Below are 26453 nucleotides of genomic sequence, written 5' to 3'. Positions count from 1 at the left end.
AATGCCTGCCCACGTGCTCAACGGCCTCAGTGTGGCCCTCGGGGTCGGACTGATTCAAGTGCTGTTTGGCAGTCAGGCCAGCCTGCACGTGGCCCAACTGGTCAGCAGCGGTGCGGTGTTCGCCAGCCTCGCGGACACGCCCACCACGCCCACGCGGTCCTGGCCGCGGGTGCTGATGGCCGGCCTGTTGGGGGCCTTGAGCACCTGGGTGGTGGCCTCGCTTGACCCGCACCCGCGCGCGCTGGGCCTGGCCATCATGGCCTTGGTGTTCATCTCGATGATGACGCTGGCCTGGGGGCCCCGCGCGGGACCGGTGTCGTTTGCCGTGATCCTGTCCATCGTCTTCACCATGGGGGTGCCCGACGGCACCTCCCCCTGGGCGCTGACGGGCTGGCACCTGCTGGGCTCGGCCTGCTACCTGGCCTGGTCGCAGCTGACCCTGCGGGGCCTGCAGGCGCGCTACCGCAGCCTGACCCTGGCCACCGCACTGCAAGCCACCGCGCAGTTGCTGCGCTCGCGCGCGCAGGCCATGGTGCAAGGGCGCGAGGTCGACGCCGCCACCCAGGCCCTGAACACCTGGGTGCGTGACGAAGCCCAGTTGGCCGAGCGCCTGCAGGCCGCGCGCGACCTGCTGTTTGCCGCCCCGCCGAGCGAGCGCGCCCAGCGCGAAACCGCCATCCTGCTGCGCGTGGTGGACCTGCGCGACATCCTGCTGGCCAGCCGCCTGGACCTGGACCTGCTGGGCGACGATGCGCTGGCCGACAGGATCCGCAGCAGCCTGGCCCAACGGCTGCGCACCCTGGCCGATGCCCTGGACCTGGCGCAGGACCGCCTGCGCGGCGTCCAGCACCCGAGCCCGCCGGCCGGCCCCTCGCTGTCCGAGTTGCTGGGCGAACTGCAGACCAGCCCGCGGCTGGCACCCGATGACCTGCGGGCCCGCCTGCTGCCCGCCTTGGTGAACCGGGTGCGCCACCTCAGCGACGACGTGAGCGCCATCCACCGCCTGCTCGACCGCAGCCAGACCGACCCCACCCTGAGCGCCGCCGAACTGCAGCTGTTTGTGGCCCCCGAGGGCTGGCCGCTGTCGGCCCTGCGCCCGCACCTGAGCCTGGCCTCGCCGGTGCTGCGCCACGCCCTGCGCGCGGGGCTGGCCTTGGGGGCCGCCTACTACATCGGCCTGGCGCTGCCCTGGGCCTCACACCCGCAGTGGATGGTGTTGAGCGTCGCCGTGGTGCTGCGTGGCAACCTCGAACAAACCCTGTCGAGGCGCAACCTGCGGGTCATGGGCACGCTGCTGGGCTGTGTGATCGTGGTCGGCCTGGCCCAGGTGTCCTCGCCCCTGCTGCTGATGCTGGTGTTCCTGCTGGCGGTGGGGCTGGCGCACAGCTTTGCCATCGAGCGCTACCTGGTCACCGCCGTGGCGGCCACCGTGATGGCCCTGCTGCAAGCCCACATGGCGCACCCAAACACCGGCTTCCCGATCGCCGAGCGCGTGGCCGACACCCTGCTGGGCGCCCTGATGGCCTGGGCTTTCTGCTTTGTCTTGCCGTCGTGGGAACGGCGCAGCCTGCCGCGCAGCCTGCCACGTTTGCTGGGGGCCTTGCGCCACTACGCGGCCGAATCGCTGCAGGCGTCCGGGCCCACCGACCCCGCCAGCGCGGTGCGCCAGCGCCTGGCCCGGCGCCAGGCCTACGACGCGCTGGGCGTGTTGGCAGCGGCCCTGCAGCGCAGCAGCTTCGAGCCACGCGGGGTGCAATTGCCGCTGGGCCCGCTGACCGCCCTGCTGGACCACGGCCAACGCCTGATGGCCCACCTGTCCATGCTGCGCCTGATGCGCCTGCGCGAAGGCCCCGAGATGGCCCAGGCCGAGGCCTTGAACGCGCTGGCGCAGGCCAATCAAACCCTGCAAGCGCTGCTCGATCCCCAAAGCACGGGCGCGCTGGAGGCCGGCATCGAAGCCAACGCCCTGGCCCACAAGCAGCAACTGCTGCCCAGCGAGCCCCCCACCGACAACGCCCTGCCCTGGCTGCACCGCCGCCTGCAGGTCACCCAGCTCGACGCGGCGCGCACCGCGGCCTCGGCCCGCGCGGCCTTGCAAGCGCTGCGCGAGCCCGCCCGCGGCTGAGGTCGCACGGCCCAGCAGCCCCGTGGCGGGCCGCTGCCGCCCGCATCAGGCCTGCGCCAGTGCCTGCTCCACCGCCAAGGCCACCGTGGCCAGGCGCGCATCGTCGTTGCGCACCGAGGCCAGCATCAGGCCCACCGGCAGTTCGCCCTCGGCGTGGCACGGCAGGCTGAAGGCGCAGCCGTCCAGGTAGTTGAAGGCAAAGGTGTTGCGCAGCAAGAGGCCGTTGGCCTTGAAGAAAGCCTCGTCCGAGGCCCGCAGCGGCTCGATCTCCGGCGCCACGATCGGCACCGTGGGGCAGAGCACGGCATCGAAGCCGTCCAGGGCCTGGGTGACGCGGGCGATCCAGTCGGCGCGGTGGTCCAGCATGTCGAGGTACTCGCGCGCCAACACCGAGGCCCCCAAGGCCATGCGGGCGGCCACGCGCGGGTCAAACTGGTCACGGGCCCGGGCCAGGCGCTCGTGGTGCACGGCAAAGGCCTCCACCGGCGAAAAGCCCCCGGGCGCATTGAGGCGCGGGATCTCGGCCAACTCGGCCAGCGGGATCTCGATCAACTGCGCCCCTGCGGCCGACAGACGCGACAGGGTGCGCTGGTAGGCGCGGGCCACGGTGTCGTCCAGGCCATCGAGCAGCACCGTCTGCGGCAGGGCCAGGCGCAGGCCCGCCAGGGGGCGGCGGGCCACCGCCAGCGGCGCGCCCGACAACACGGCATCGACCGTCAGGCAGTCGCTCACGCTGCGCGTCATGGCACACACCGTGTCCAGGCTGCGCGACAGCTCCAACGCGCCGCTGCGCGGCACCCGGCCCTGGCTGCTCTTGAAGCCAACCAGGCCACACAGCGCGGCCGGGATGCGGATCGAGCCCCCGGTGTCCGACCCCAGACCGGCCACGGCCAGGCCCAGCGCCACCGACACCGCGGCGCCCGACGACGAACCGCCCGGGATGCGCGCCACCGCCGCATCGGCCGGGTTGCGCGGCGTACCGTGATGCGGGTTGATGCCCACGCCCGAAAAGGCGAACTCGGTCATGTTGGTCTTGCCGATCAAGGCGGCACCGCTGCGGCGCAAGCGCGCCACCACGGGCGCGTCCGCTTGGGCTGCGGGTTCGCCACGGCAGACCACCGAGCCGGCCAGGGTCGTCTCGCCGGCCACGTCGTACAGGTCTTTGATGCTCACCGGCAGGCCCGCCAGCGGCCCCTGCGGCACTCCCGCGGCGCGCTGGGCGTCGGCGTGGCGGGCGGCCGCCAGCGCAGCCTCCGGGTACAGGCGGGTGAACACATGGGCCGCCGCCGGGCCGGCGGCACCGGCCAGGGCCTGCTCGACCACGGCTTCGCAGGAGGTCAGGCCTTGCTGAAGGCGCGACTGCAGGGACTCAAGAGTAGATGTCATGGCGTCAAAGGGGGTTGAATTGAACAGGCCTCGGGCCACGCGTGTCAGGCCACCACGGGCAGGGTCTGCACCTGGTAGCGGTGCACGATGCTGCGTTGGCGGCGCGGGTCGCGGAGCTCGATTTCCATCTGCGCGGCCGGGCGGATGCCGACCCCTTGCGCATTATGAATCGCCCCCAGCGTGCCGCAGGACAGGAAGCAGCCCTCCGCCGCCCCCAGACCCAAGGGGCTGTCGGCACACAGCGACGCCAGCGGTCGGATCGAGCTCAGCGTGCCCTGCTGGTAGTCCACCCACTGCCCGCCTTCGAAGATGCGCGAGCGCAGTTGCAACTCGTCCTGGTAGGGGGCGACTTCGGACCAGCGCCAGGCCGCAGCGGCGATGGGCTTGGGGCACATCTGCTTGGACACGGCCACCGAATAGGTCTCGACCTTGCGGTCGGTGTGGTCCGAGGTCACGGTGAGCCACCACTCGCCGTCAGCGCGGAACAGCAGCGGCTCGGCCTCGCCCGAACTGTCCTCGCCCAGGGTCTCGATCTGCGGGGCCTGGGTCAGCAGGCTGGCACTGGCGCGGTAGAACAGCGGCACCGACGACGGCGCGGGCACCCCGAGCAACTCCAGCTCATGGATGTGGTGGGCGATGGCGGCGCTGTCGCGGCCGGTCCAGCCCGCGATGATGAACTGACGCGGGCTCACAGCACGCACCTCGGTGCGCGGCACGGCGTTGTCGAGGGCGCTTTCGCAAGCAAAAAGCAAAGGAGTGGACATGGCTAGGGCTCTCGTCTCAAAGAAGAGGGTGAAAAAAACAGGGGAATTTGGGCGCCCGGCCGCGCCCACGGCGCGACCGAGCGCAAGGGCTGGAGGCGCTACATCAAGGCCGTCGGCAGCCAGAGGGCGATGGCGGGGAACAGCATCAGAACGATGATGGCCAGCATGTAAACGAACATGAAAGGCAGCACCCCCGAGAACACATCGGTGATCGGCCCGGGCTGGCGCCGCATGCCTTGCAGCACATAAAGCACAGTGCCATCGGGCGGGCTGATCATGGCGATCTCGACCAGCATGGTGATCACCACGCCAAACCAGATCGGGTCGTAGCCCAGGGCCTTGACCACGGGGAACAGCAGCGGGATGGTGGTGATCACCATCGACATGCCTTCCATGAAGGTCCCCAGCGCCAGGTAAAAGCCGATGATGACCAGCATGATCGCCCAGCCCGGCAAGGGCAGTGAGGTCAGGAACTTGGCCAACATCTGCGGGATGCCCAGCGACGACAGGATGTAGTTCAGGAAGTAGGCGCCAAACAGGATCAGCGCGATCATCGAGGTGGTGCGCGCGGTGGAGCGCATCGACTCGCTGAGCATCTTCCAGCTCAGCTTGCGGTCCACCAGCGACAACACGATGGCCCCGGCCACCCCCAGCGCGGCGGACTCGGTGGGCGTGGCCCAGCCCGCGTAGATGGTGCCCAGCACCAGGCCGATCAGCAAGGCCGTGGGCACCAGGTCGGACAGGCTGGCCAGACGCTGAGCCCAGCCGACTTTGGCCCCACCAGCCTCGCCGTGCAGCTTGAGCTTGTAGCTGTAGAACAGGATGGTGAGCGTGAACAGCAGCACCACCAGCAGGCTGGGGCCGACCGCGGCGAGGTACAGCGCCCCGACCGAGGTCTCGGTGATCAGGCCATAGATGATGAAGGTGATGCCGGGCGGGATCAGGTTGCCCAGCGCCCCACCAGCCGCCAAGGACCCGAGCACCAGGCGCGGCGGGTAGTGGCTTTTCTCAAAGTACGGCAAGGCCACCGAGCCCATGGTCGCGGCGGTCGCCACGCTGGAGCCCGCCACCGCCGAGAACACACCACAGGCCATGATGTTGGTGTGCAGCAGGCCGCCGGGCAGGCGCCCCATCCAGACGTTGAGGGCCCGGTACAGGCGCTCGGACAAACCGGCGCGCAGCATGATCTCGCCCATCAGCAGGAACAGGGGCACTGAAACCAACACAAAGTTGGTCGAAGGGCCCCAGATCATCTCGCCGATGAAGTTCCAGAACGGCCGGTCGGACAGGCCAAAACCCGCCAGCAAGGACAGCATGGCCAAGGCCGCGCCCACATAGATACCGCCCGCGAAGAAGCCCACAAAGGCCACCAGCACAGCGGCCAGGGCCCACCAGGGCACGCTGGCGGCCGAGGCCGCGGCTGCGCCACTGGCCGGGCCGAACAGCGAGGCCAGACCGACCACCGCGCCCATGACCAGGATGAAAACAATGGCGATCATTTGGGGGCTCCAACAGGACGGGTGGCCGGGGTGGCCAGGGGGGCGGCGGCGGCCACCGGCGGACTCATCTGGGCTTGCGCCTCGGACACGGCTTCCAGGGTTTCGGCGGCTTCGTCTTCATAGGTACGAGCCATCAGCATGCGGTCCATGGCGTCGGCCTGGCCGGTGCTCAGTTGGCGCAGGGCACGTGCCAGCAAGGCCACGCCAGTCAGCAACAACAGCACCAGCCCGGCCGCCCACAAGCCTTGCGGGATGACCATCGGCATGCGCAGCGTGGACAGGTCGGTGGCCCCGAAATCCCAGGAGTCCTTGGCCAGCGACAGTGCGCCGTAGACGAAGAACAGCGACGCCACCAGCAAGGCCCCGAGCGACAGCAGGTGCAACCACACCCGCACCTGGAGCGGCAGCTTTTGCACCAACACATCGATGCGCACATGGCCCCGATCGAACAGCGTGCCCGCCAGGCCCCAGCTCATGCCGATCGCCATCAGGTAGCCGGTGAGCTCGGTGGTGGCCTCGGTCGAGAAGCCCAGCAGGCGACGCGCCCCGATGTCAAAACAGATCAGCACGGTGATCAGCAGATAGCACCAGCCTGCCACGGTCATCGCGTGGCGGCTGATCGACTCCAACCGTCGAAACATCTCACTTCCCTGCGTACTTGATGCCGGTGATCGGAGCGATCACCTCGTTGTAGACGGCGGCGCAACGGTCACCGCAGCGCTTGATCCAGCCCGGCAGCACGTCTTCGCTCAGTTCCTTCTGCAGCGTGGCGACCACATTGGCGCCAGGTTTGACCTCCACCATCGGCTTCTTCACCAGGGTGTGCAACTTGCAGGCGTCGGCCTGGCCGACATTGCAGGCCACGCCGTCGTTGGTGGCGTCCACACCGAGCTTCCATTGGGCTTCCTGAACTTCGGCCAGGGTCTTCTCGAGCTGGGCCCGCACCACGGGGTCGAGTTTGTTCCACCAGGCCAGGTTGACGAAGTAACCCGACGTGGACCAAGACAGGGGCATCGTGAACAGGTGGGTCGAGACCTCGGTCCATTTGACGCCGTTGCCCGACCCCGCGCCGGTGATGCCGCAGTCCACCGTGCCGCGCTCCAGCGCGGTGTAGACCTCCCCGAAGGCCAGCGACACGGGCTGCCCGCCCAGGGCCTTGACCAGGTCGGCGGCGGACGGCCCGTTGGTGCGCACCTTCAGGCCCTTGAGGTCGGCCAGGCTCGCCATGGGCTTGCGGCAAAACAGCATCTGACCCGAGAAGGGGTAGGTGGCGATCAGCTTGATGCCCAGGCGCTCGAGTTCCTTGTTGGCCACCGGCACCATGGCATCGGCCACTTTGCGGGCTTGGCGGATGTCCGAGTTCATGCCGGCCAGATCCACGCCGTCGAGCATGGGCACATCACCCGACACGGTGGTCAGCGGCGCGGCCGCAATGTCCACCTGACCCGAGCGCACCAGGCGCAGCACCTCGGGCCCGTTGACGTTGCGCTCCGGCCAGGACGACAGGGTCACCTCCACACGGCCACCGGTGGCCTTGCTCAGGCCGTCGCGCAGCAAGGGCTGGTCGACCCGCGTGTACTGGGGCAGGTTGGGCGCCACCTGGGTGATGGCCTGGATGGCCACTTTGGGACCGGCCGGGAAGGCCTGGGCACTGACCAGCGCCGGCAGCAGGGCCGAGGCGGCCAGGATCACAGCAACGGAGGTTTTTTTGAGTTTCATGGGAGGCTCCAAGTGGACGAGGGGGTGAGTGAAACGGGGCCCGCTGTGAACCAGGTCCACAGCGGGTGCAAACAGGGTCGAGGGCGTCAGCCGGTGGCAAGCTGGTGGTTCAACCAATCGGTCACCAACATGCAACCCGGGGAGTGGGTGATGCACAAACGGGGCCGGCTCGCCATGGCCACCGACTGCGGGGTGACACCGCAGGCCCAGAACACCGGGATCTCGTCGGGTGCGATCTCCACCGGGTCACCAAAATCAGGCCGGCTGAGGTCGGCAATGCCGATCAGGTCGGGCCGCCCCAGGTGCACCGGCGCCCCGTGCACCTGGGCGTAGCGCGAGGTCACCTGCACCGCGCGGATCGCGTCGGCCGGCGTCATGGGCCGCATCGAGACCACCATCGGACCGGCGAACGGGCCCGCGGCCTGCGTGGGCACCTGGGTGCGGTACATGGCCACGTTGCGCCCTTGCTGCACATGGCGCAGCGGGATGCCGGCCTCGATCAAGGCCTGCTCAAACGAAAACGAGCAGCCCAAGACAAAGGTGACGAAGTCGTCCTGCCACCAGGCGCCCAGGTCACTGGGCTCATCGACCAGCACGCCGTCGCGCCAGACGCGGTAGCTCGGCACATCACGGCGGATGTCAATGTCGTGCCCCAGCGTCGGCAAAAAGGGGTCGCCCGGCTCGGACACGGCCAGCAGAGGGCACGACTTGGGGTTGCGCTGGCAGAACAGCAAAAAGTCCGCCGCCAATGCCTGCGGCAGGATCATCAGGTTGCCCTGCACCAGGCCCGGCGCCAGGCCCGAGGTGTGGCCACGGTGCTCGCCGCGGCGAATCGGCTGGCGCGCCAGCCAGCCCGCGCTGGGGACAGCCAAGCGCGCGTTCATGGGGCCACCTCGTGGGACTGGATCTCCAGCATCAGGCAACCGCCACGGGACACAAAAGGCCCATGCACCGCCCCAGGCGGCCGGCAGGCGTAGGTGGGCGCGTTGAAAGCATCACCGCCCTGCGCTTGCGCGTCGCAACCCACGACCAAGTCCCCTTGCAGCAGGTACACCTCTTCGCAGAAGTCGTGCACCACGGCGCGGTCCAGCCACGCCCCCGCGGACCAACGCGCCAGCACCGTGCGCGAACCCGTGCGCCGCACGGGATCAAAGCTGTCGCGCAGGGTCAGCTCTTCGATGAGCCCGGCGCGCGAAGGCACTTGCTGCCAGTCGCCCTGCGCCAGCAGCGGTTGCAGGTCAAAGAATTCACGGTGTGGCAAAGGCCGCAGGGGGGAGGCAGAACTGAACGTCATGCCCGCAGTGTTGACGCGGCGCCCCGCAGGGTCAAACGGGAAATTCTGGTGTCAACCAATAGGGTTTTGTGATGCACCGCAGTGGCCCGCGCAATGCACCACCGCGGCCCGCGGCCGCACTGAAACAGCGCGCGCTCAGGCCTCGAGCACGGGCAACTGGCAGCGCGCGGTGAAGGCTTCGCTGGCCTCGCGTGCCATCATCACCAGGGCCTCGGCCACCGGCGAAGCCGGGTCCATGCGCACGCTGGCCACCAGCGGCAGCGAGGACGGCGTGGGGGCCAGGTCCAGCAGCACCAGGCGGCCTTCGAGCACGTCGCGTTCGATCACCGCGAGCGGCAGCGGGGCAATGCCGAAGCCCGAGCGGGTCAGGTCCACCATGGCCGCCAGCGATGAAAAATAGCTCACCCGCAGGTCCGGGCAATCGGCCGCCCCCTGCGCAATGTTGCGGTACACGCTGGACTCGCGGTGGAAGGAGATGATGGGGTGGCGCGCGATGTCGCTGAAGCTCAAACGACCCGGCGGCAACTGGCTGGCCAGGCCCGGGCTGGTGGCCCAGCGCATGGCATAGGTGGCGATGCGGCGGTTTTCGATGAAACCGGGCGTGATCTCCTCGGACAGCAAGGCGCAGTCGAGGCTGCCGCGCAGCAGGTCGTCGCGCAGGCGCGGCGTGATGTCCGAGATCAGCTCCAGCGTCACCTTGGGGTAGCGCGCCACAAACCGCGACAACAGGTCCGGCAACCAGGTGTGCACCACGGTTTCGATGGCGCCAATGCGCAACATGCCCGAAAACGCCTCGGTCTGCCCCACCGCGGCCACCATGCGGCTTTGCAGGTCGATCATGCGCAGCGCGTAGGGCATCAGCTCGGAGCCCTGGTAGGTCAGGGTGATGGCGCGCCGTTCGCGCTCGAACAGGCGCACGCCAAACTGCTCCTCCAGCGTGGCGATGCGGCTGGAGATGCCGGCTTGCGTGGTGTGCAGCTTGTCGGCCGCTGCCTTGAAACTGCCCAGCTTGGCGACCCAGACAAAGGCTTCGAGAAAACGCACGTTCATGCGCAAAGTCTAAGCCACCGCCCCGCCGTCCCTGGACAGGACTGGGCCGAGGGGCCCCGTGCCCGCGCTGTTCAACGGACCTTCAGGACGACAGACTGGCGCCAACGGCGTCGGGCAACCACCGGCAGCGCCGGCTCAACGCCCAGGCGTCTCGGTCGAGGCCCCGGGGGCCAGCAGGCTCCATTCCAGCAAGGCGATGTAGCCGTCCCGGCAGGCCACCACCAGGCGGGGGCCGTCGGTGTGCACCACGGCGCCGGGGGGGAATCGGTGGCCATCGACCCAGGTCACCGCACGGCGCACATGGAACACCACCTGGTTGAGCGTGGCCAGGCACTCAAAGCGGCCAAAGGCGCGCAGGCGGCGCTGCAGCTCGGCAACCGGCTGCTGAAAGTCCAGCATGCGGTCTTCGTCCCGCCACAGCTTGACGTAACTGCCCCCGCTCTGCGCTTGCGCCCCAGCCCACAGGCCATCGAAGTTGAGCGCCACGGCGGCGGCCAGTTGGCGGGCCGCGATCTGGGTCTTGAGGTCCAGGCTCTCGTGGCATTCGTCCTCGGCCACATCGAACTGGCGGCTGGCCAGGATGGCGCCGCGGTCAAACGCCGCCGTCAGCCGGTGGCAGCTCACGCCCCAGCGTGGCTGCCGGTCCAGCAGGCCCTGCACCAGGGGGTAAGGGCCGCGGTAGTACGGCAGCGGTGAGGGGTGGAAATTGACGGCGTAGGGCAGGTGGGCGGCCCAGTCGCCAATCCGCCATTGGTAGCTGGCCACCACCAGCAACTCGCACTGGCGCTGACCCAGGTCGGCCAGGGCGGCCTCGTCCAGCGGCGAGAGCTGGATGTCCAGGCCCAGTGAGGCCGCGTAGGCGATGGTGGCCTTGTTGTGGAACAGCCGGTCGTCGGTGGGGGCGGTGAAGAGCTTCACCGGTGCCCAGCCGGCTTCGACAAAGGCTTTGAAGACACCGAGGTAACGGTCGGTTGCCATGATCGCGAAACGCCTGGCCGCCATGGGGCTCCCGTGCAAGGTCAAAAAAGCCCAGGCAAGGGAGTCACAGGGCGCCGAACAGACCTGCCTGCCTGTTCGGGGGCAGTTCCCTGCACCCGCCTTGCCGGGGCCCTGCCATGGTGCGGCGCGGGCGTAAAGCGTTGTTGGCCCTGGCGTAAACCGCCTGTACCAAGCGAACGGCGGGCCGCACCGGGTCAGCCGCGGCCGTGGTGGCTGGCCGGAACGGAACCGCGCAGCGCGGCGGCAGGCGCAGTGCTGGTCAGCGCCGCGGCAAGCGCACTGTTGATCAGCGCCGCGGCAAGCGCAGTATTGATCAGCGCCGCGGCAGGCGCGGCGCGGCGGGGTCGGTGGCCGCGGGGCCGTCGTAGACCTCGCGCACCTCGACGTCGGTGATGTCCGTGGGGGCCGGGCGGTGCACCGTGGCGCCGGGTGCGCGGCGCATCACATTGCCAAACTGCTGGCCCAGATCAAAGCGGCTGACCCAGGGCGTGACGGGGCGGCCGGTGAGGCGGGCCCAGGCCGCGCGCAAGGCCCAGCCCAGGGCCAGCAAAGCGATGGCCGCGAGCAGGCTGGCCACCAGCACCAGGGCGGCGGCCAAGAGCAGCAGGCGCAGCAACAGTCGGCTGAGGGTGGCCAGGGCCTGATTGAATCCGGTCATGAGGTCCTTTCAAAGTGACAAGGCCCGGCACGCGCCTGCGCACCGGGCCCTGCTGTCCCTCAGATGGGGCCGCCGGCCAAAAGTTCAAGCCGGGCGCTCAATGCACCGTCGGCCCGAAGCGGAACACCCCGGGCGCCACCACCGGATCGACCTCGACCGGGATCACGTCCTTGGGCAGGAAACGCCCCTCCAGCAGCAGTTTGGACAGCGGGTTCTCGATGCGCTGCTGGATCGCGCGCTTGAGCGGCCGCGCCCCGAACACCGGATCGAAGCCCACCTTGGCCAGTTCGGCCAGCGCCGCGGGCGACACCTGCAAGGTCAGGTCCATGCGCGCCAGGCGGGTTTGCAGGATCTGCAGCTGGATCTTGGCAATGGACTCGATGTTCTTGGCGTCCAGCGGGTGGAACACCACGGTCTCGTCAATGCGGTTCAGGAACTCGGGGCGGAAGTGGTTCTTCAACTCGTCCCACACCGCTTCCTTGATGTCCTCGTAGTCGCGCCCAACCATGGCCTGGATGTGGTGCGAGCCGATGTTGCTGGTCATCACGATGACGGTGTTCTTGAAGTCCACGGTGCGCCCCTGGCCGTCGGTCAGGCGGCCATCGTCGAGCACTTGCAGCAGCACGTTGAACACGTCGGGGTGGGCCTTCTCGACCTCGTCGAGCAGCACCACGCTGTAGGGCTTGCGGCGCACCGCCTCGGTCAGGTAGCCGCCCTCTTCGTAGCCCACGTAGCCGGGCGGCGCGCCAATCAGGCGGGCCACCGAGTGCTTCTCCATGAACTCGCTCATGTCGATGCGGATCAGGTGCTCCTCGGAGTCGAACAGGAAACCCGCCAGCGCCTTGCACAGCTCGGTCTTGCCCACGCCCGTGGGGCCCAGGAACAAGAAGGAGCCCGTCGGCCGGTTCGGGTCGGACAGGCCCGAGCGCGAGCGGCGGATGGCATTGGCCACCGCGCCGATGGCCTCGTCCTGGCCCACCACACGCTCGTGCAGCTTGTCCTCCATTTGCAGCAGCTTGTCTTTCTCGCCCTGCATCATCTTGGACACCGGGATGCCCGTGGCACGGCTCACCACCTCGGCGATTTCTTCCGCGCCCACCTGGGTGCGCAGCAGGCGCGGGGCGTTGCTGCCGTCGGCCTGCTGGCCTTTGCCGCTTTCTTTGGCCTGGGCCTCTTTGAGCTGCTTTTCCAGCTCCGGCAACTTGCCGTATTGCAGCTCGGCGACCTTGTTGAAGTCGCCCTTGCGGGTCAGTTCCTCGATCTGCTGGCGCAGCTTGTCGATGGCCTCGCGCACCTGCTGGCTGCCCTGGGCCTGGGCTTTTTCGGCCTGCCAGATTTCTTCCAGGTCGGCGCTCTCGCGTTCGAGCTTCTGAATCTCCTCGGCGATCAGGTCCAGGCGCTTTTGCGAGGCTTCGTCGGTTTCCTTCTTCATCGCCTCGCGCTCGATCTGCAGCTGGATCAGGCGGCGGTCGAGCTTGTCCAGCACCTCGGGCTTGGAGTCGATTTCGATCTTGATCTTGGCCGCGGCCTCGTCGATCAGGTCGATCGCCTTGTCGGGCAGGAAGCGGTCGGTGATGTAGCGGTGGCTCAGCTCGGCCGCGGCCACGATGGCCGGGTCGGTGATGTCCACGCCGTGGTGGACTTCGTACTTTTCCTGCAGGCCGCGCAGGATCGCGATGGTGGCCTCCACCGTGGGTTCGCCCACCAGGATCTTCTGGAAGCGGCGCTCCAGCGCGGCGTCTTTTTCGATGTACTTGCGGTACTCGTCCAGCGTGGTGGCGCCCACGCAGTGCAGCTCGCCGCGCGCCAGCGCGGGCTTGAGCATGTTGCCGGCGTCCATCGCGCCCTCGGCCTTGCCGGCGCCCACCATGGTGTGCAGCTCGTCAATGAAGACGATGGTTTGGCCTTCGTCCTTGGCCAGTTCGTTGAGCACGCTCTTGAGGCGTTCTTCGAAGTCGCCGCGGTACTTGGCGCCCGCGAGCAACGAGGCCATGTCGAGCGACAGCACGCGCTTGCCCTTGAGCGAATCGGGCACCTCGCCGGCCACGATGCGCTGGGCCAGGCCTTCGACGATGGCGGTCTTGCCAACGCCGGGTTCACCGATCAGCACCGGGTTGTTCTTGCTGCGGCGTTGCAGCACCTGGATGGCGCGGCGGATTTCATCGTCGCGGCCGATCACCGGGTCGAGCTTGCCCTGGCGCGCGCGCTCGGTCAGGTCCAGGCAGTATTTCTTGAGCGCCTCGCGCTGGCCTTCGGCCTCGGGGCTGTTGACGCTTTGGCCGCCGCGCACCGCGGTGATGGCGGCCTCCAGGCTCTTGCGGTTCAGGCCGTGGCTGCGCGCCTGGTCGGCCAGGTCGATCTTGCTGTCACACAGGGCCAGCAGGAACAGTTCGCTGGCGATGTACTGGTCGCCGCGCTTGATGGCTTCCTTTTCGGTGGCCTGGAACAGGTTGGCCAGGTCCCGACTGACCTGCACCTGCTCCTGGCCTTGCACCTGGGGCAGGCGCTTGACGGCGGCCTCGGCCGCGTTCTGCAGGGTGCCCACGTTGACGCCGGCACGCTGCAACAAGGCCTTGGGGCCTTCATCCTGCCGCAGCAAGGCCACCAGCAGGTGGGCGGGCTCGATGTAGGCATGGTCGTTGCCCAAGGCCAGGCTTTGGGCCTCGCCCAGGGCTTCTTGGAACTTGGTGGTGAATTTGTCGATTCGCATGGGTGTGATCTCCAGATGCACAGGCAGCTTGTGTCCCTGGAAGGGTATTTCAAGGGCCATCCGACACGCGGGGCTGACTAAAATCAAAGGATGGACATCCACCAGCTGTCGGCGCAATACCAAAAGGACCAGGACCGCATCCTGATGCGCTTCAACACCACCTCGCACGAGGAGTTGCGCGTCTGGCTGACCCGGGTCTTGCTGCGCGGCTGGTGGCCGCACCTGCGCACCGCGGTGGCCCAGCTGGAGACCCGACAGCAAAGCGACACCCCGGCCCACGAGCGCGAGCAGCAAAGCCGCCGCCGCCGCGCCGAGGTGCTGGCCCAGGCCGACCTGGCCAGCCCCTTCGACGAAGCCGATGCCACCTTGCCGCTGGGCAGTGCCCCGCTGCTGCTGACCGAGGTCAGCCAGCAACAACGCGACGACAAGCTGGCGCTGTCATTCGTCGAGAAGCTCGAAAACCAGGCCCCGCCGCGCGGCTTTGACCTGGAACTGGAACTGCCCCTGCTGCACGGCCTGGTGCACCTGCTGGAGATGGCCTTGAGCCAGACCGACTGGGGCCTGCTGCCCGACGCCCCGGGTGACCCCTTGGGCGCCTCGGTCGAGATCGAGGCCGAACCCGACGCCGACACCGGCGCCCGCCCTCTGGGCAAACCGCGCTACCTGCACTGAGGCCGGCCGCGGCGCTCAGGCATTGCGCGCGTCGATGCCCCAGCGCGCCAGCGCCGCGTCGTCGCTGACGCGGGCATCGACCCAGCGCGCACCGTGCGGCGTCTGCTCTTTCTTCCAGAACGGCGCCTGCGTCTTGAGGTAGTCCATCAAGAACTCGCAGGCCTGAAAACTCTGGCCCCGGTGCGCCGAGCTGACCGCCACCAGCACGATCTGGTCACCGGGTTGCAGCAGGCCCACCCGGTGCACCACGCGGGCGGCGAAGATGTCGAAACGGCGCTGCGCCTCGTCAATCATGGCCTCGATGGCCTTCTCGGTCATGCCCGGGTAGTGCTCCAGCTCCATCGACAGCACCGGCGCGCCGTTGTTGCCTTCATAGCCCCCCCGCACCGTGCCGACAAAGCTGCACACGGCCCCCACACGGCGGTCTTGCTGGCGCAGCGCGGCCAGTTCGGCGGAGACATCGAAGTCGGCGGTTTGGATGGCGGTACGGGGCAGGCTCATGGGCTGCATTTTGGCACCGCCCCCGCGGGTTTGCCGGACCCGGTCTATACTGCGCCGATGTTCACGCCCCACCCCAGCCCTGCACCGCTGCGCATTGCGCACGGGCCGGCCTGTGGCGTGAACAAATGCAAAAAACCCCAGCTCATCTGACCGGAGCTGCGGTTCCGTCCTCGGATGAGTGATGGAGCCGCCCTGCCACAGCGCCCTGCTGTGGGTCCCAGTCAAACCCCCATCGCGTGTCCCGAGGCCGGCTCCATCCCGGTCGTTTTGCCCTTGGCAAGGAAACACGCATGTCGCTGTCCGTCACCCCTCCTCCCCGCCCCGCCCACCGCCCCTTTCGAGGCCTGTGGTTGCCCCTGGTCACGCCCTTCGACACGGACGGCGCCGTCGATCACCCCCGGCTGGCCGCCCTGACCCGGCACTACAGCCAGGCGCCGCAGGGCCTGAACGGGCTGGTGGTGTGTGGCTCCACCGGGGAGGCCGCGGCACTCTCGGCGACCGAGCAGCAAGCGGTGCTGGACACCGTGCTGGCCCACACCACCCTGCCCGTGGTCATGGGGCTGTCGGGCTACCACCTGGAACACACCCTGGCCCGCGTCGCCGCGCTGGCGGCCTACCCTTTGAGCGGCTGGCTGGTGCCGGCGCCACATTACATCCGCCCCTCGCAGGCAGGCCTGCAACGTTGGTTTGAACGCATCGCGGACCAGGCGCACGCGCCGGTGATCGTCTACGACATCCCGTACCGAACCGGGTCCACGCTGAGCCTCGCCACCTTGCGCGCCTTGGCCCAGCACCCGCAGATCCAAGCCATCAAGGACTGCGGGGGCGATCCCGCCAAGACCGAGGCCCTGATCCGCGATGGCCAGTGGCAGGTGCTGGCCGGTGAGGACCGCCAGATCTTCAGCACGGTGGCGCTGGGCGGGCACGGGGCGATTGCGGCCAGCGCCCACTGGCAACCGGCCCGCCTGGCGCAGGTGCTGGCCCTGCTGGCGGCCGGCGAGCTGGCCCAGGCACGGCAGGCCTGGCAGCCGCTGCAGCCCATGATCGAGCTGCTGTTTGAGGAGCCCAACCCCGCCCCCATCAAGGCCTTGCTGGCCGGCCAGGGCCGGCTGCTGCCCCACCTGCGCGAGCCCATGACCCCGGCCTCGGCCGCGCTGCAGGCGCGCTTGCTGGCGCAGGACCGCGCGCTGACCTGAAGCCACCGGGCCCCGCCACTTCACACAGCTTCACCCCGTCGACACCGTGTCGGCCCGGGGTTCACAAAACCTCACCAGGAGGACATTCGCTGGTGACGGGGGGCCTTGAAGATCAGCCCACTGCCCGCGTCGCCCCCTGACGCGGGCCCTGTGCCCCCCCTCTTCAGAAACCTCCGCATGACACGCCCTGCCCGCCTGGCCCCCCAGACCACCCCCGACACCGCCCCCTTGAGCCGCCGCCACTGCCTGCTGGCCCTGACCAGCCTGGGGGCCAGCCCATGGCTTGCCGCCTGCGGGGCCAGCGATGGCAGCGCCAAGATCCGCCTGGTCAACGCCACCCAAGGCGTGACGCAGCTCAGCGCCTACCTGGACACCGACGCCCTGGCCAGCGCCGTGACCGCCGCCGCCGCCAGCAGCTACTACGGTGCCGACCCCGACACCTACACCCTGGGCGTGCGCAGCACGGGCAGCGCCGTCAACAGCGTGGAGTCCTCGCTGACCCTGAGCAAAGACACCTGCACCACGGTGGTGGCACTGGGCACGCAAAGCTCACTGACCACCACGGTCTACACCGAAAACGAGAGCTCGCCGTCCAGCGGCTACGCCAAGCTGCGCCTGATCAACGGCCTGCAGATCGGCGACGCGGTGGACGTCTATGTGACCAGCACAAGCACCACCGCCCTGAACAGCGAAACCGCCGCCATCGGCAACGTGACGGAGAACAGCACCAGCGCCTTCCGCAGCATCACCAAAGGCACCTACAGCCTGTGGGTGACCGGCTACGGCGACAAGACCGACCTGCGGGCCTACGTGGCCAGCATCACGCTGGCCGACCAGGGCATCGACACCCTGGTGCTGGCGCCCACCCACAGCGCCAAGCTGGCCGACATCGTGCGCCTGCCGCAAAAGAACAGCGCCACCAGCTTGGCGACCCCGCTGACCCGGGTGCGCTTTGTCAACGCGGCCTCGGCCAGCAATGCCGCCACGCCGACGGTGGACGGCAGCACCGCCACCAGTTCGTCGATTGGCGGCTACGGGGTGTCGTCGTATGGGCAGCTGACCGCCGGCACGCGCACAGTGGCCTTCACCAGCGGGGGCAGCTCGGTGAGCAGCTCCATCACCCTGACCGCAGGCTACGACATCACCTGCGCGCTGGTGCTGGACAGCGCCGGCAGCCTGGCCATCGTGAGCTTCACGGACGACAACTTCCCCGCCACCAGCAGCAGCAAGTCCAAGATCCGCCTGGTCAACCTGGCCTCGGCCGCGGGCAGCGCCCAGCTGACCTACAACGGGGGCTCGCTGCTCAGCGACTACACCGCCGCGCGCAGCGCCTCCAGCTACACCAGCTTCACGGCGGGCGAGTACGACTTCGTGGTCAGCGCCAGCGGCGGCAGCAGCCAGACCCAGGCCAGCTACACCAGCGCCGCCCAGGCGGTTTACTCGGCCTTCGCGTTTGGCACCACGGCGGTCAGCAAGTTCACCCTGCTGCAGGACCAGTGACCCGCGACCGGTGAGCCGGGCGCCGGGACGGCCGCCGCCTGGCCGCTGCGCGGGCGAATCAAGCCAGGCGCTGCAGGGCCTGCGCCCACTGGCTGGCCATGGCCGGTGAATTGAGGCAGCTGCAGCGGTGGCCTGCGCTCCAGACCGCGCGCTCCATCAGCTGGATGTCGGCCTCGTGTTGGCGCGCCACATGCGGGTCTTCAAAGAACACCACCTTCTCGCAGGCGCCATCGAGCACCAGCTCGGCAATCTGGGCATCGCCGCCCAGGGGGCCACTTTGGTAGCGCGTCACCCAAGGCTGACCGGCCGGCCAGCCGCGCGACCAGGCCAGCTCATTGAGCAGGCCGCCCGTGGTGCCGGTGGCCACCCGGGCCTCATAACGCGACAGCAGGTCAAAGTGGGCGTCGGCAAAGGCCACCATGTCGCGCTTGCGCGCATCGTGGGCAATCAGGGCCACGGTCTGTTCTTCGAGCGCCAGCAAGGGGGCCAGCGGCGCGACCGACTCGGCGGGCAGCCCCGCCTGGAGGGCCTCCACCGCCACCCACTCCAGCGCACCGGCGAGGGTCGGCACAAAGGGCTTGCCATGCGTCACGCACTGGCGCTTCAGGGCCTGCGCTTCCGGAAAGGTGGACGACGGGTCCACCGGGTCCATCAGGAACACCACGCCATCCAGGGCATCCCCAGGCAACAAGCCGCCGGCCACGCGCGACACCACCCGCATCAGCCCGCCTTCGCGACCATTGGGCAGGCGGTGCAGGCCCGGGTGGTCCAGCAGTTGCTCGTCGCGCAGCAGGGCGTCAAATGCGCCACCGACCACGAACAGTTCCAGCCTCAGCGCGCGCACCAGGGGCTCGCAGGCGCGCGACCACTGGGTCAGCGCGCTGTCGGCGTGCTGGCGGTGCAGGCGGTGGGCAATCAGGCCAAAGCGACGGGGCGCGGAGGGCCCGTCAGGGCGGGCAGGCAGGGACTCGGTCATCGGGGTTCAGGCAATGGGTAACGATCGGGGGTGGGTGGCTGGGGCCGCCGCCACCACGGTGGGTTGAGCGGGAGCGCGTGGTGTGGCGCCGCCCCCACTGAGCCGGAGCCCCCGAGGCAAGGGGGCCAGTGAGTGGGCCGTGGGCCCCCACAAGGCACCGCGACAGGGGCTGGCTCAAGGCGAGCGGTGCAGACGCGGGGCCGACAGCGCGACGATCTGGTCGGCCACCACCTCGTCCACATTCTTCAGGCGCGGGGCGCCGGGCGCCAGCAAGGCGGCCTGCAATCGGCGCAGGTCGCCCACGGTGGGGGCCACCTTGATCTGGCCGATGGCCGCCTGGGCGTTGCCGGCCTTCAGCAAGGCCATCACCTTGAGCGTCCATTCGTTGTTGTTTTTGGCCATGATTTCCTTTCAATCAGCACCCCGCCAATCCGGGTAGCATTCGGCAGCACTTTAACGCCCCCAGCACCATGGCCACGCAAACCATCACCATCGACGGCTACAAGCTGTTCCCCTCCCCGCGCAACGAGCACCGGGTGGTGTTTGAGCACCAGTTGTTCCTGCCCTACCCCTACGCGCTGATCGATCTGCCCAGCTACAACCTGGGGGGCAAGTACAGCCTGTTCGCGGCCTGCCGCCTGAGCGACATGAAGATGGGGCAGATGGTGACCTTCGAGCGGCCCGAGGACGAAGCCCGCTTCAAAAGCCGCTTCGTGCCCGATTGAGCCCCACCTAACCGCAATGAGCCCGCCATGAGCCTTTCGATGGAAGACGAGAACCAGATCTGGGTACCGCCGAGCTTCATCGCGGTGTTCAGCGACACGCGCCAGCGCCTGCGCGAGCCCAGCGAGGTGGTGCGCCAGCGCTACGAGCTGTGCGAAGACCTGGCCACCCAGCTGGTCGAACATGCCCAGTTGCTCTACCACGCCCAAGCCCCGTCGGAGTCGGGCATCCTGCTGAGCCTGCACGCGGGGCTGCGCAGCCCGGACGCGGGCGTCAGCGCTGGCGAAGCCGACTGGGTGGTGAGCCGCCTGGCCGAGCTGCTGAACTGGGCCTGCCCGGCGCTGCCACCGGCCACCGAGCCGGACACCCCTGCCGCCCCCCCCTGACGCCCCTGACGGACTCGAGGCCGGCCCCGGGCGCGCACCCCAAGCCGATGGCGGGCCTGGGGTGGTGTGGCTGCCCCGGGCCGCACGCCCTCAATCGCCCTCAATCGCCCTCAATCGCCGGCAATCGCCGGCAATCGCCGGCAATCACCCTCAACCGCCCGTGACTGGCGGAAAAAACGCCACTTCAGCGCCCGGCACCAGGGCCGCGCTGTCGTCGCTGAGGTCCTGGTTCAGCGCCAGGCGCACGGGGCGCTGGCGTGACAGGGCCTCGGCATAGGGGCCGCCGCGGGCGATCAGCTCGTCACGCAGCGCACCCAGGGTGGGCGCCTGGGTGACCCAGGCCTCGGTGCCCCGGCCCAAGGCTTCGCGGATCGACGCAAAGTAGCGCAGGGTCAGTTGAAGTTCAGCGCTCATGACAGCAGCTCCGCAAACGAAATGAAGGGCACCAGGTCGCCGTGCGCGATGCGGGTGCCCGGGGCGTTGTCGACCACCCCGTCGCCCCACACGGCCGAGGTCAGCACGCCCGAGCCCTGGTTGGCAAACAGGTCCAGCCCCCCCTGCGGGTTGCGCCAGACGCGCAGGAACTCGCGGCGCTTGTCGGCCTTGGCCCAGACGAAATGTGCGGGCAGCGGCACCGGCTTGGGGGCCACATCCTGCACGCCTTGCAAGCGCAGCAAAAAGGGCCGCACCAGCAGCAAGAAAGTGATGAAGCTGGACACCGGGTTGCCCGGCAGGCCCACAAAGTGGCTTTGCGCCACCCGGCCGTAGGCAAAAGGCTTACCCGGCTTGATGGCCAGCTGCCACAGGTGCAGTTCGCCCAGCGCCTGCACGGCGGGCTTGACGTGGTCTTCCTCGCCCACACTGACGCCACCGCTGGTGAGGATCAGGTCGTGGCCCGCGGCAGCTTCGGCCAGGGTGCGCTGGGTGGCGGCCAGGTCGTCGGGCACGATGCCCAGGTCGCTGACTTCGCAGCCCATGCGCAGCAGCAGGGCGCGCAAAAAGAAACGGTTCGAGTTGTAGATCGCCCCGGCGGGCAGTTGCTCGGGCGCCACCTCACCGGGCATGACGAGCTCGTCGCCGGTCGAGAACAGGGCCACGCGCGGGCGTCGGGCCACCGACAGGGTGGCGCGACCGACGCTGGCCGCCAACCCCAGCGAGGCCGGGTGCAGGCGCTGGCCAGCACTCAGGACGGCTCGCCCCAGGGCCACGTCTTCACCGGCGCGGCGGATCGCCAGGCCGGGGCGCGGCAGCACCTTGAGGCGCACCTGGGGCGCGCCTGCCGCGTCGCTCAGGGCCTCGCAGTCCTCCTGCATGAGTACCGCATCGGCCCCAGGCGGGATCGGGGCGCCAGTGAAGATGCGCGCGGCCGTGCCCGGCTGCAAAGGCTGGGGCACGGCGCCCGCAGCAATGCGCTGCGACACCGGCAGCACCGTGCCTTCGGCGACCACCTCGGCACAGCGCACGGCGTAGCCGTCCATGGCACTGTTGTCGTGCGGCGGCACTTGCAGGGGGGACAGCACCTCTTCGGCCAACACGCGGCCATCGGCCTCGAAGGTGGACACTGGCTCGTGGGCCCAGGGCTGGTCGTTCAGCGGACGCGCGTAGGCCAGCAATTCACTGAGCACCTCATCGAGCGGGCGCAGGGGTTTGAAAGCAGGGGCAGCGGGGGCGTTCATGTGCGGTTCTCAAACGAGTATTCAAATCTCTCGCCATTGTCGACCAACCAGGCCGCCACGGCCTCGGGCTGGTTCAGGTCGAGCAGCGGGCGGCCCGTGGGCACGGGCAGCTGCTCAGGCGCATCGGTGGCGATGGCCACGATGAAATCGTCATCGGGGTAGCGCGCCGGGTGGCCCGCAAAGTCGGCCGTGGGGGCGCGCCAGACCTCGACCTTGAGCAGATCGCTTTCCTTGAAGCCCTCGACCAGCACCCAGTCCACGCCCTCGTACAGTTCGGCCAGCATCTGGTGCACCGTCAGGCGGTAGGGCTGTTCGTATTCGCGCATCAGGGCCAGGCGGTGTTCGCTGGCCACCACCACCTCGAAGGCGCCGGCCTGGCGGTGGCGCCAGGTGTCCTTGCCCGGGTGGTCGATGTCAAAGCGGTGGTGCGCGTGCTTGACCACCGACACGCGCAGCCCGCGCTGGCGCAACGCCGGGATCACCTGCTCCAGCAAGGTGGTTTTGCCCGAGCCTGAATAACCTGCAAAGCCTACGACCTTCATGTCTGTCTCCGGTGTGCATCCGGCACCCGCTGCGGGGTGCCGTGGTGCGGTGGGTTGGGGGCCTCCGCAACCCCTTTCGGCGGGGCCCGGATGGCAAAAAGCCAGCGCGGGCGCTGGCTTGGTGGGGCGGCTCAGCGGCGAACGCAAGGCCGCCAGCAAGCGATCAGGGGCAATGGGCCTCGATGTAGGCCTTGACCACCGCGACGTCGGCCGGGATCACCTGCACCTTCTTGGGCAGGGCCTCGATGCCTTCAAAGCGGGCCGGACGCTCGGGCTCGTGGCCCAGGGCTTCGGCGATGGTGGCGGCGAACTTGATCGGCAAAGCCGTTTCCAGCACGATCATCGGCACCTCGGCCGGACCCCGCTGCTCCAGGGCCACCTTGACCCCATCGGCCGTGTGGGTGTCGATGGTCACGCCGTGGCGGGTGAAGTTGTCGCGGATGGTGGCCAGGCGGTCAGCGTGGGTGCTGCGGCCGCTGGCAAAGCCATAGCGGCTGGCGGCCTGAGCGAACAGGGGGTCGGCGCTGAGGTCAAAACGGCCCTGACTCGACAGCTGCTCACCGAACAGGCTCTTGGTACGCGCGGCATCGCGGCCCAGCAGGTCGAAGACAAAGCGCTCGAAGTTGCTGGCCTTGGAGATGTCCATCGACGGGCTGGAGGTCTCGTGCGTGTCGGCACTGCCGCGCACGCGGTAGACGCCGGTGCGGAAGAACTCGTCGAGCACGTCGTTCTCGTTGGTGGCCACCACCAGGCGCTCGATCGGCAGGCCCATCATGCGGGCCACATGGCCCGCGCAGACGTTGCCAAAGTTGCCCGAAGGCACCGTGAAGCTGACCTTCTGCGCGTTCTGCTCGGTGGCCTGGATGTAACCGGCGAAGTAGTACACCACCTGGGCCAGCAGGCGGGCCCAGTTGATCGAGTTGACGGTGCCGATCTTGTACTTGCGCTTGAACTCGAGGTCGTTGGAGACCGCCTTGACGATGTCCTGGCAATCGTCGAACACCCCTTCAACCGCCAGGTTGTGGATGTTCTCGTCCTGCAGGCTGAACATCTGGGCTTGCTGGAACGGGCTCATGCGGCCATGCGGGCTGGTCATGAAGACGCGCACGCCCTGCTTTCCGCGCATCGCGTACTCGGCTGCGCTGCCGGTGTCGCCCGAGGTGGCGCCCAGGATGTTGAGCTCCTCACCGCGGCGCGCCAATTCGTACTCGAACAGGTTGCCCAGCAGCTGCATGGCCATGTCCTTGAAGGCCAGCGTCGGGCCGTTGGACAGGGCTTCGAGCCACAGGCCGTCTTCGAGGTGGCGCAGCGGCACGATCTCGCCGGTGCCAAACACCTCGGCGGTGTAGGTCTTGTGGCACAGGGCCTTGAGGTCGGCGGCCGGGATGTCGTCGATGTACAGCGACAGGACTTCAAACGCCAGCTCGGCGTAACCCTGCTCGTGGTAGACCGAGCGCCAGCGCGTCAGCGTGGCGTCGTCCACCTGCGGGTAGTGCTCGGGCAGGTAAAGGCCGCCATCGGGCGCCAGACCTTCGAGCAGGATTTCACAAAAACGCTTGCGGTCGGCATGACCTCGGGTGCTCAGGTACTTCACGGTCTGTTCCTGTTCCAACAATTCAAGGGCGACCTGCCGCGGACACGGTCAGGGCGCCATTTTGACGCAGCCGCGGCCGCCCGGGACAGGCGGCTGCGCTGCGGGGCCTCAGGCCAGTTCTTCTTTGCGGATGCGGGTGATGGGCGCCAGCACGGTGGGCAGGGCCTGCATCTCGGCGATCGCGCGGTCCATCGTGCCCTCGACGGTGTCGTGGGTCAGGATGATCAGGTCGGTGTGGGTCGAACCCTCGCCCCCCACTTCGTCGGCTTCACGCTGCAGCACCGCGTCGATGCTGATGCCTGCGCCGGCCAGGATGCCGGTCACCCGGGCCAGCACGCCGGCCTCGTCGGACACGCTCAGGCGCAGGTAGTAGCTGGTCACCACTTGGCTCATCGGCAGCACCGGGGCGTCGCTCATCTCGTCGGGCTGGAAGGCCAGGTGGGGCACGCGCTGGGCGGCGTCGGCGGTGTGCAGGCGCGCGATGTCGACCAGGTCGGCAATCACCGCGCTGGCCGTGGGCTCAGAGCCCGCGCCCTTGCCGTAGTACAGGGTGGTGCCCACGGCATCGCCTTGCACCATGACGGCGTTCATGGCACCTTCGACGTTGGCGATCAGTCGCTTGGCCGGCACCAGGGCCGGGTGCACGCGCAGCTCGATGCCGTTGGCCGCGCGCTTGGTGATGCCCAGCAGCTTGATGCGGTAGCCCAGTTGCTCGGCGTAGCGGATGTCCGCGGCCGACAGCTTGGTGATGCCTTCCACGTAGGCCTTGTCGAACTGCACCGGGATGCCGAACGCGATGGCGCTCATCAGCGTGGCTTTGTGGGCCGCGTCCACGCCTTCGATGTCGAAGGTGGGGTCGGCTTCGGCATACCCCAGACGCTGGGCTTCCTTGAGCACCACGTCAAAGTCCAGGCCCTTGTCACGCATCTCGGACAGGATGAAGTTGGTGGTGCCGTTGATGATGCCGGCGATCCACTGGATGGCGTTGGCGGTCAGGCCCTCGCGCAGCGCCTTGATGATCGGGATGCCCCCGGCCACGGCGGCCTCAAACGCCACCATCACGCCCTTGGCCGAGGCGGCCGCAAAGATCTCGGTGCCGTGCACGGCCAGCAGCGCCTTGTTGGCGGTGACCACATGCTTGCCCGCGGCAATGGCTTCGAGCACCAGCGACTTGGCCACGCCATAGCCGCCAATCAGTTCGATGACGATGTCGATGTCCGGGTTGGCAATCACGGCGCGGGCGTCATTGACCACCTGCACCTGGTCGCCCACGACCGAGCGCGCGCGCGCCACGTCGAGGTCGGCCACCATGGTGATCTCAATGCCCCGACCCGCCCGGCGGCGAATTTCTTCCTGGTTGCGCTGCAGAACGTGGAACGTCCCGCTGCCGACGGTACCGATGCCCAAAAGGCCGACTTGGATGGGTTTCATGGAGCTCACTTCAAGTTTCAAAAAATAAACCGGGGCGCGCGGCGTCAGCGCGTCACGTAAGACGGCAGGTCCCAGGCACCGCCTGGAAAACCACGGCATTCGCCGGTGCTGGCCTCACGGGCCAGGACAAAAGCTTGGCCGTCAAATTGCCAGGCCTGCTGCGACCAGCAGTCGCCCAGGCCCCGGCCCTTCATGCTGTTGACCACCCGACCGGTCTTGGGGTCGAGGTCGCCATTGGCGTCCTGCAACTGCAGTTGATAGGGCGGACGGTCATTGGCCAGCCACAGCAGGCTGGTGCCGTTGTAAGCGCCTTGTGGGCACGGCGTGACCAGCAGCACCTGGCGATCGGTGAGGCGCACGACTTCACTTTGCGTGCGGTAGAGGTCCGAGTCGTTGCACTCCTCGGCCATCACTTTGGTGGGCAGCGCCGCGAGCAGCGGGCGCAGCAGGCCGGCGTCAGCGGCGCGGGGCGCGGCGAGCTTGGCGGCCTTGAGTTGCGGCACCGGTGGCGCTGGCGGCACGGCCGATTCGGGCTTTTTGCCCGGTCGCACCAAGGCTCCCGGGGTGTCGACCCGGCCTTGCACGTCGTCCATCTTGAGCAACACGGCGTTCAGCCCGGCCAGCGACAGGCGCCACGCACCGGCCGCGGCCTGGGCGCCGCGCACGGTGGCCGCGTCGGCTTTGAGCATCTCGCGCAGCAGCGCCGGCACCTGGGCCGCGGGCACGGTCTGCACGCCTTCGCCCTGCCCGGTCAAAGTGACCGCGCCCACGCTGAGGCGCAACGGGCCCTTGGTCGCCGGTTCGCTGTAGACCTGCCATTCGACCTGCACGGGGGTGTCGGGCCCGGCGGCCCGCGTCAGCAACATCGACACCGGCCGCGGGTCGGCTTCATCGGCCTGGTAACCCTCGGCCCGGCAGGTGCGGCTGTTGTCGCACAGCACGCTCCAATGACCATGCGAGAACTGCACCGGCTTGGGCACCGGCGGTGCGGCCCCGGCCCAGGCCGAGGCGGCACACAGGAGGGCCAGGAGGTAACGCTTCATGGTCGGCTG

General features: G+C 68.7%; 26 protein-coding genes. 6 read left to right on the top strand and 20 right to left on the bottom strand.

Annotated elements, in window-relative coordinates:
• Position 1: 1 nt before the first annotated feature.
• Complete coding sequence (locus PSQ40_RS08290) at positions 2-2125, top strand: FUSC family protein (protein WP_273950509.1); 2124 nt, start codon at positions 2-4, stop codon at positions 2123-2125.
• A gap of 45 nt (positions 2126-2170) precedes the next feature.
• Here the strand turns inward: PSQ40_RS08290 and PSQ40_RS08285 are convergent, their stop codons facing one another.
• From PSQ40_RS08285 to clpB, 11 genes are all read right to left on the bottom strand, one after another.
• Complete coding sequence (locus PSQ40_RS08285) at positions 2171-3511, bottom strand: amidase (protein ID WP_273950508.1); 1341 nt, start codon at positions 3509-3511, stop codon at positions 2171-2173.
• Positions 3512-3555: 44 nt separating this feature from the next.
• Positions 3556-4275: a DUF2848 domain-containing protein gene (locus PSQ40_RS08280; protein ID WP_273950507.1), complete on the bottom strand. Its 720-nt coding sequence runs from the start codon at positions 4273-4275 to the stop codon at positions 3556-3558.
• Positions 4276-4373: 98 nt separating this feature from the next.
• Positions 4374-5774: a TRAP transporter large permease gene (locus PSQ40_RS08275; RefSeq protein WP_273950505.1), complete on the bottom strand. Its 1401-nt coding sequence runs from the start codon at positions 5772-5774 to the stop codon at positions 4374-4376.
• The gene (locus tag PSQ40_RS08270) at positions 5771-6415 is read right to left on the bottom strand and encodes a TRAP transporter small permease subunit (RefSeq protein ID WP_273950503.1); all 645 of its coding nucleotides are present in this window, start codon (positions 6413-6415) and stop codon (positions 5771-5773) included. Before PSQ40_RS08270 ends, PSQ40_RS08275 begins: the two co-directional genes overlap by 4 nt.
• Position 6416: 1 nt before the next feature.
• Complete coding sequence (locus PSQ40_RS08265) at positions 6417-7493, bottom strand: TRAP transporter substrate-binding protein (RefSeq protein WP_273950501.1); 1077 nt, start codon at positions 7491-7493, stop codon at positions 6417-6419.
• Between the two features lie 86 nt (positions 7494-7579).
• Entirely contained in the window at positions 7580-8377 is a 798-nt protein-coding gene (locus PSQ40_RS08260; protein WP_273950500.1) for a putative hydro-lyase, read from the bottom strand.
• Positions 8374-8787, bottom strand: coding sequence for a cupin (locus PSQ40_RS08255; RefSeq protein ID WP_273950498.1), 414 nt, complete (start codon positions 8785-8787; stop codon positions 8374-8376). The genes PSQ40_RS08260 and PSQ40_RS08255 overlap by 4 nt, the downstream gene beginning before the upstream one ends.
• Positions 8788-8922: 135 nt before the next feature.
• A complete protein-coding gene (locus tag PSQ40_RS08250; RefSeq protein WP_273950496.1) occupies positions 8923-9837 on the bottom strand; it encodes a LysR family transcriptional regulator in 915 nt (304 codons plus the stop codon).
• Positions 9838-9972: 135 nt separating this feature from the next.
• On the bottom strand, positions 9973-10815 hold the full coding sequence (locus tag PSQ40_RS08245) for a formyltransferase family protein (protein WP_273950494.1): 843 nt from the start codon (positions 10813-10815) through the stop codon (positions 9973-9975).
• 334 nt (positions 10816-11149) lie between these two features.
• A complete protein-coding gene (locus PSQ40_RS08240; protein WP_273950492.1) occupies positions 11150-11494 on the bottom strand; it encodes a hypothetical protein in 345 nt (114 codons plus the stop codon).
• A 97-nt stretch (positions 11495-11591) separates the two neighbouring features.
• Complete coding sequence (clpB, locus tag PSQ40_RS08235; protein WP_273950490.1) at positions 11592-14204, bottom strand: ATP-dependent chaperone ClpB; 2613 nt, start codon at positions 14202-14204, stop codon at positions 11592-11594.
• A 90-nt stretch (positions 14205-14294) separates the two neighbouring features.
• Between clpB and PSQ40_RS08230 the strand changes: the two genes are divergently transcribed.
• Positions 14295-14876 (top strand): hypothetical protein, encoded by a 582-nt coding sequence (locus PSQ40_RS08230; protein ID WP_273950488.1) that lies wholly within the window; start codon positions 14295-14297, stop codon positions 14874-14876.
• A gap of 15 nt (positions 14877-14891) precedes the next feature.
• On the opposite strand, the gene PSQ40_RS08225 is transcribed toward PSQ40_RS08230, so the two are convergent.
• Positions 14892-15377 carry a molybdenum cofactor biosynthesis protein MoaE gene (locus PSQ40_RS08225; RefSeq protein WP_273950486.1) on the bottom strand — a complete coding sequence of 162 codons (486 nt, stop codon included), beginning with the start codon at positions 15375-15377 and terminating at the stop codon, positions 14892-14894.
• Positions 15378-15667: 290 nt separating this feature from the next.
• Between PSQ40_RS08225 and dapA the strand changes: the two genes are divergently transcribed.
• Together dapA and PSQ40_RS08215 are read left to right on the top strand one after the other, a co-directional pair.
• Positions 15668-16573, top strand: coding sequence for a 4-hydroxy-tetrahydrodipicolinate synthase (gene dapA, locus PSQ40_RS08220; protein WP_273950484.1), 906 nt, complete (start codon positions 15668-15670; stop codon positions 16571-16573).
• A 177-nt stretch (positions 16574-16750) separates the two neighbouring features.
• Complete coding sequence (locus PSQ40_RS08215; RefSeq protein WP_273950482.1) at positions 16751-18073, top strand: DUF4397 domain-containing protein; 1323 nt, start codon at positions 16751-16753, stop codon at positions 18071-18073.
• A gap of 58 nt (positions 18074-18131) precedes the next feature.
• On the opposite strand, the gene PSQ40_RS08210 is transcribed toward PSQ40_RS08215, so the two are convergent.
• Both PSQ40_RS08210 and PSQ40_RS08205 read right to left on the bottom strand, forming a co-directional pair.
• Complete coding sequence (locus PSQ40_RS08210) at positions 18132-19049, bottom strand: methylglyoxal synthase (RefSeq protein WP_273950480.1); 918 nt, start codon at positions 19047-19049, stop codon at positions 18132-18134.
• A gap of 174 nt (positions 19050-19223) precedes the next feature.
• Positions 19224-19451 carry a hypothetical protein gene (locus tag PSQ40_RS08205; RefSeq protein WP_273927205.1) on the bottom strand — a complete coding sequence of 76 codons (228 nt, stop codon included), beginning with the start codon at positions 19449-19451 and terminating at the stop codon, positions 19224-19226.
• Between the two features lie 68 nt (positions 19452-19519).
• On the opposite strand from PSQ40_RS08205, the gene PSQ40_RS08200 reads away from it, so the two are divergent.
• Both PSQ40_RS08200 and PSQ40_RS08195 read left to right on the top strand, forming a co-directional pair.
• Positions 19520-19774 carry a hypothetical protein gene (locus PSQ40_RS08200; protein WP_273950478.1) on the top strand — a complete coding sequence of 85 codons (255 nt, stop codon included), beginning with the start codon at positions 19520-19522 and terminating at the stop codon, positions 19772-19774.
• A gap of 39 nt (positions 19775-19813) precedes the next feature.
• Positions 19814-20158, top strand: coding sequence for a hypothetical protein (locus tag PSQ40_RS08195; RefSeq protein WP_273951151.1), 345 nt, complete (start codon positions 19814-19816; stop codon positions 20156-20158).
• A gap of 150 nt (positions 20159-20308) precedes the next feature.
• Here PSQ40_RS08195 and PSQ40_RS08190 read toward each other — a convergent pair whose 3' ends face one another.
• The 6 genes from PSQ40_RS08190 to PSQ40_RS08165 all read right to left on the bottom strand — a co-directional run bounded on the left by PSQ40_RS08190 (position 20309) and on the right by PSQ40_RS08165 (position 26444).
• Positions 20309-20572 carry a MoaD/ThiS family protein gene (locus PSQ40_RS08190; RefSeq protein ID WP_273950476.1) on the bottom strand — a complete coding sequence of 88 codons (264 nt, stop codon included), beginning with the start codon at positions 20570-20572 and terminating at the stop codon, positions 20309-20311.
• Complete coding sequence (locus PSQ40_RS08185) at positions 20569-21834, bottom strand: molybdopterin molybdotransferase MoeA (RefSeq protein ID WP_273950474.1); 1266 nt, start codon at positions 21832-21834, stop codon at positions 20569-20571. The genes PSQ40_RS08190 and PSQ40_RS08185 overlap by 4 nt, the downstream gene beginning before the upstream one ends.
• Complete coding sequence (gene mobB, locus PSQ40_RS08180; protein WP_273950473.1) at positions 21831-22376, bottom strand: molybdopterin-guanine dinucleotide biosynthesis protein B; 546 nt, start codon at positions 22374-22376, stop codon at positions 21831-21833. The genes PSQ40_RS08185 and mobB overlap by 4 nt, the downstream gene beginning before the upstream one ends.
• A gap of 163 nt (positions 22377-22539) precedes the next feature.
• Positions 22540-23970, bottom strand: coding sequence for a threonine synthase (gene thrC, locus PSQ40_RS08175; RefSeq protein WP_273950472.1), 1431 nt, complete (start codon positions 23968-23970; stop codon positions 22540-22542).
• 108 nt (positions 23971-24078) lie between these two features.
• Positions 24079-25401, bottom strand: a complete 1323-nt coding sequence (locus PSQ40_RS08170; RefSeq protein WP_273950470.1) for a homoserine dehydrogenase — start codon at positions 25399-25401, stop codon at positions 24079-24081.
• A 44-nt stretch (positions 25402-25445) separates the two neighbouring features.
• On the bottom strand, positions 25446-26444 hold the full coding sequence (locus tag PSQ40_RS08165) for a DUF1176 domain-containing protein (RefSeq protein ID WP_273950467.1): 999 nt from the start codon (positions 26442-26444) through the stop codon (positions 25446-25448).
• Positions 26445-26453: the final 9 nt, after the last annotated feature.

Source organism: Curvibacter cyanobacteriorum (assembly GCF_028649475.1).
Classification (GTDB): domain Bacteria; phylum Pseudomonadota; class Gammaproteobacteria; order Burkholderiales; family Burkholderiaceae_C; genus Curvibacter; species Curvibacter cyanobacteriorum.
Note: the sequence above shows the minus strand (reverse complement) of the source record. Positions and strands in the feature narration are given on the sequence as shown.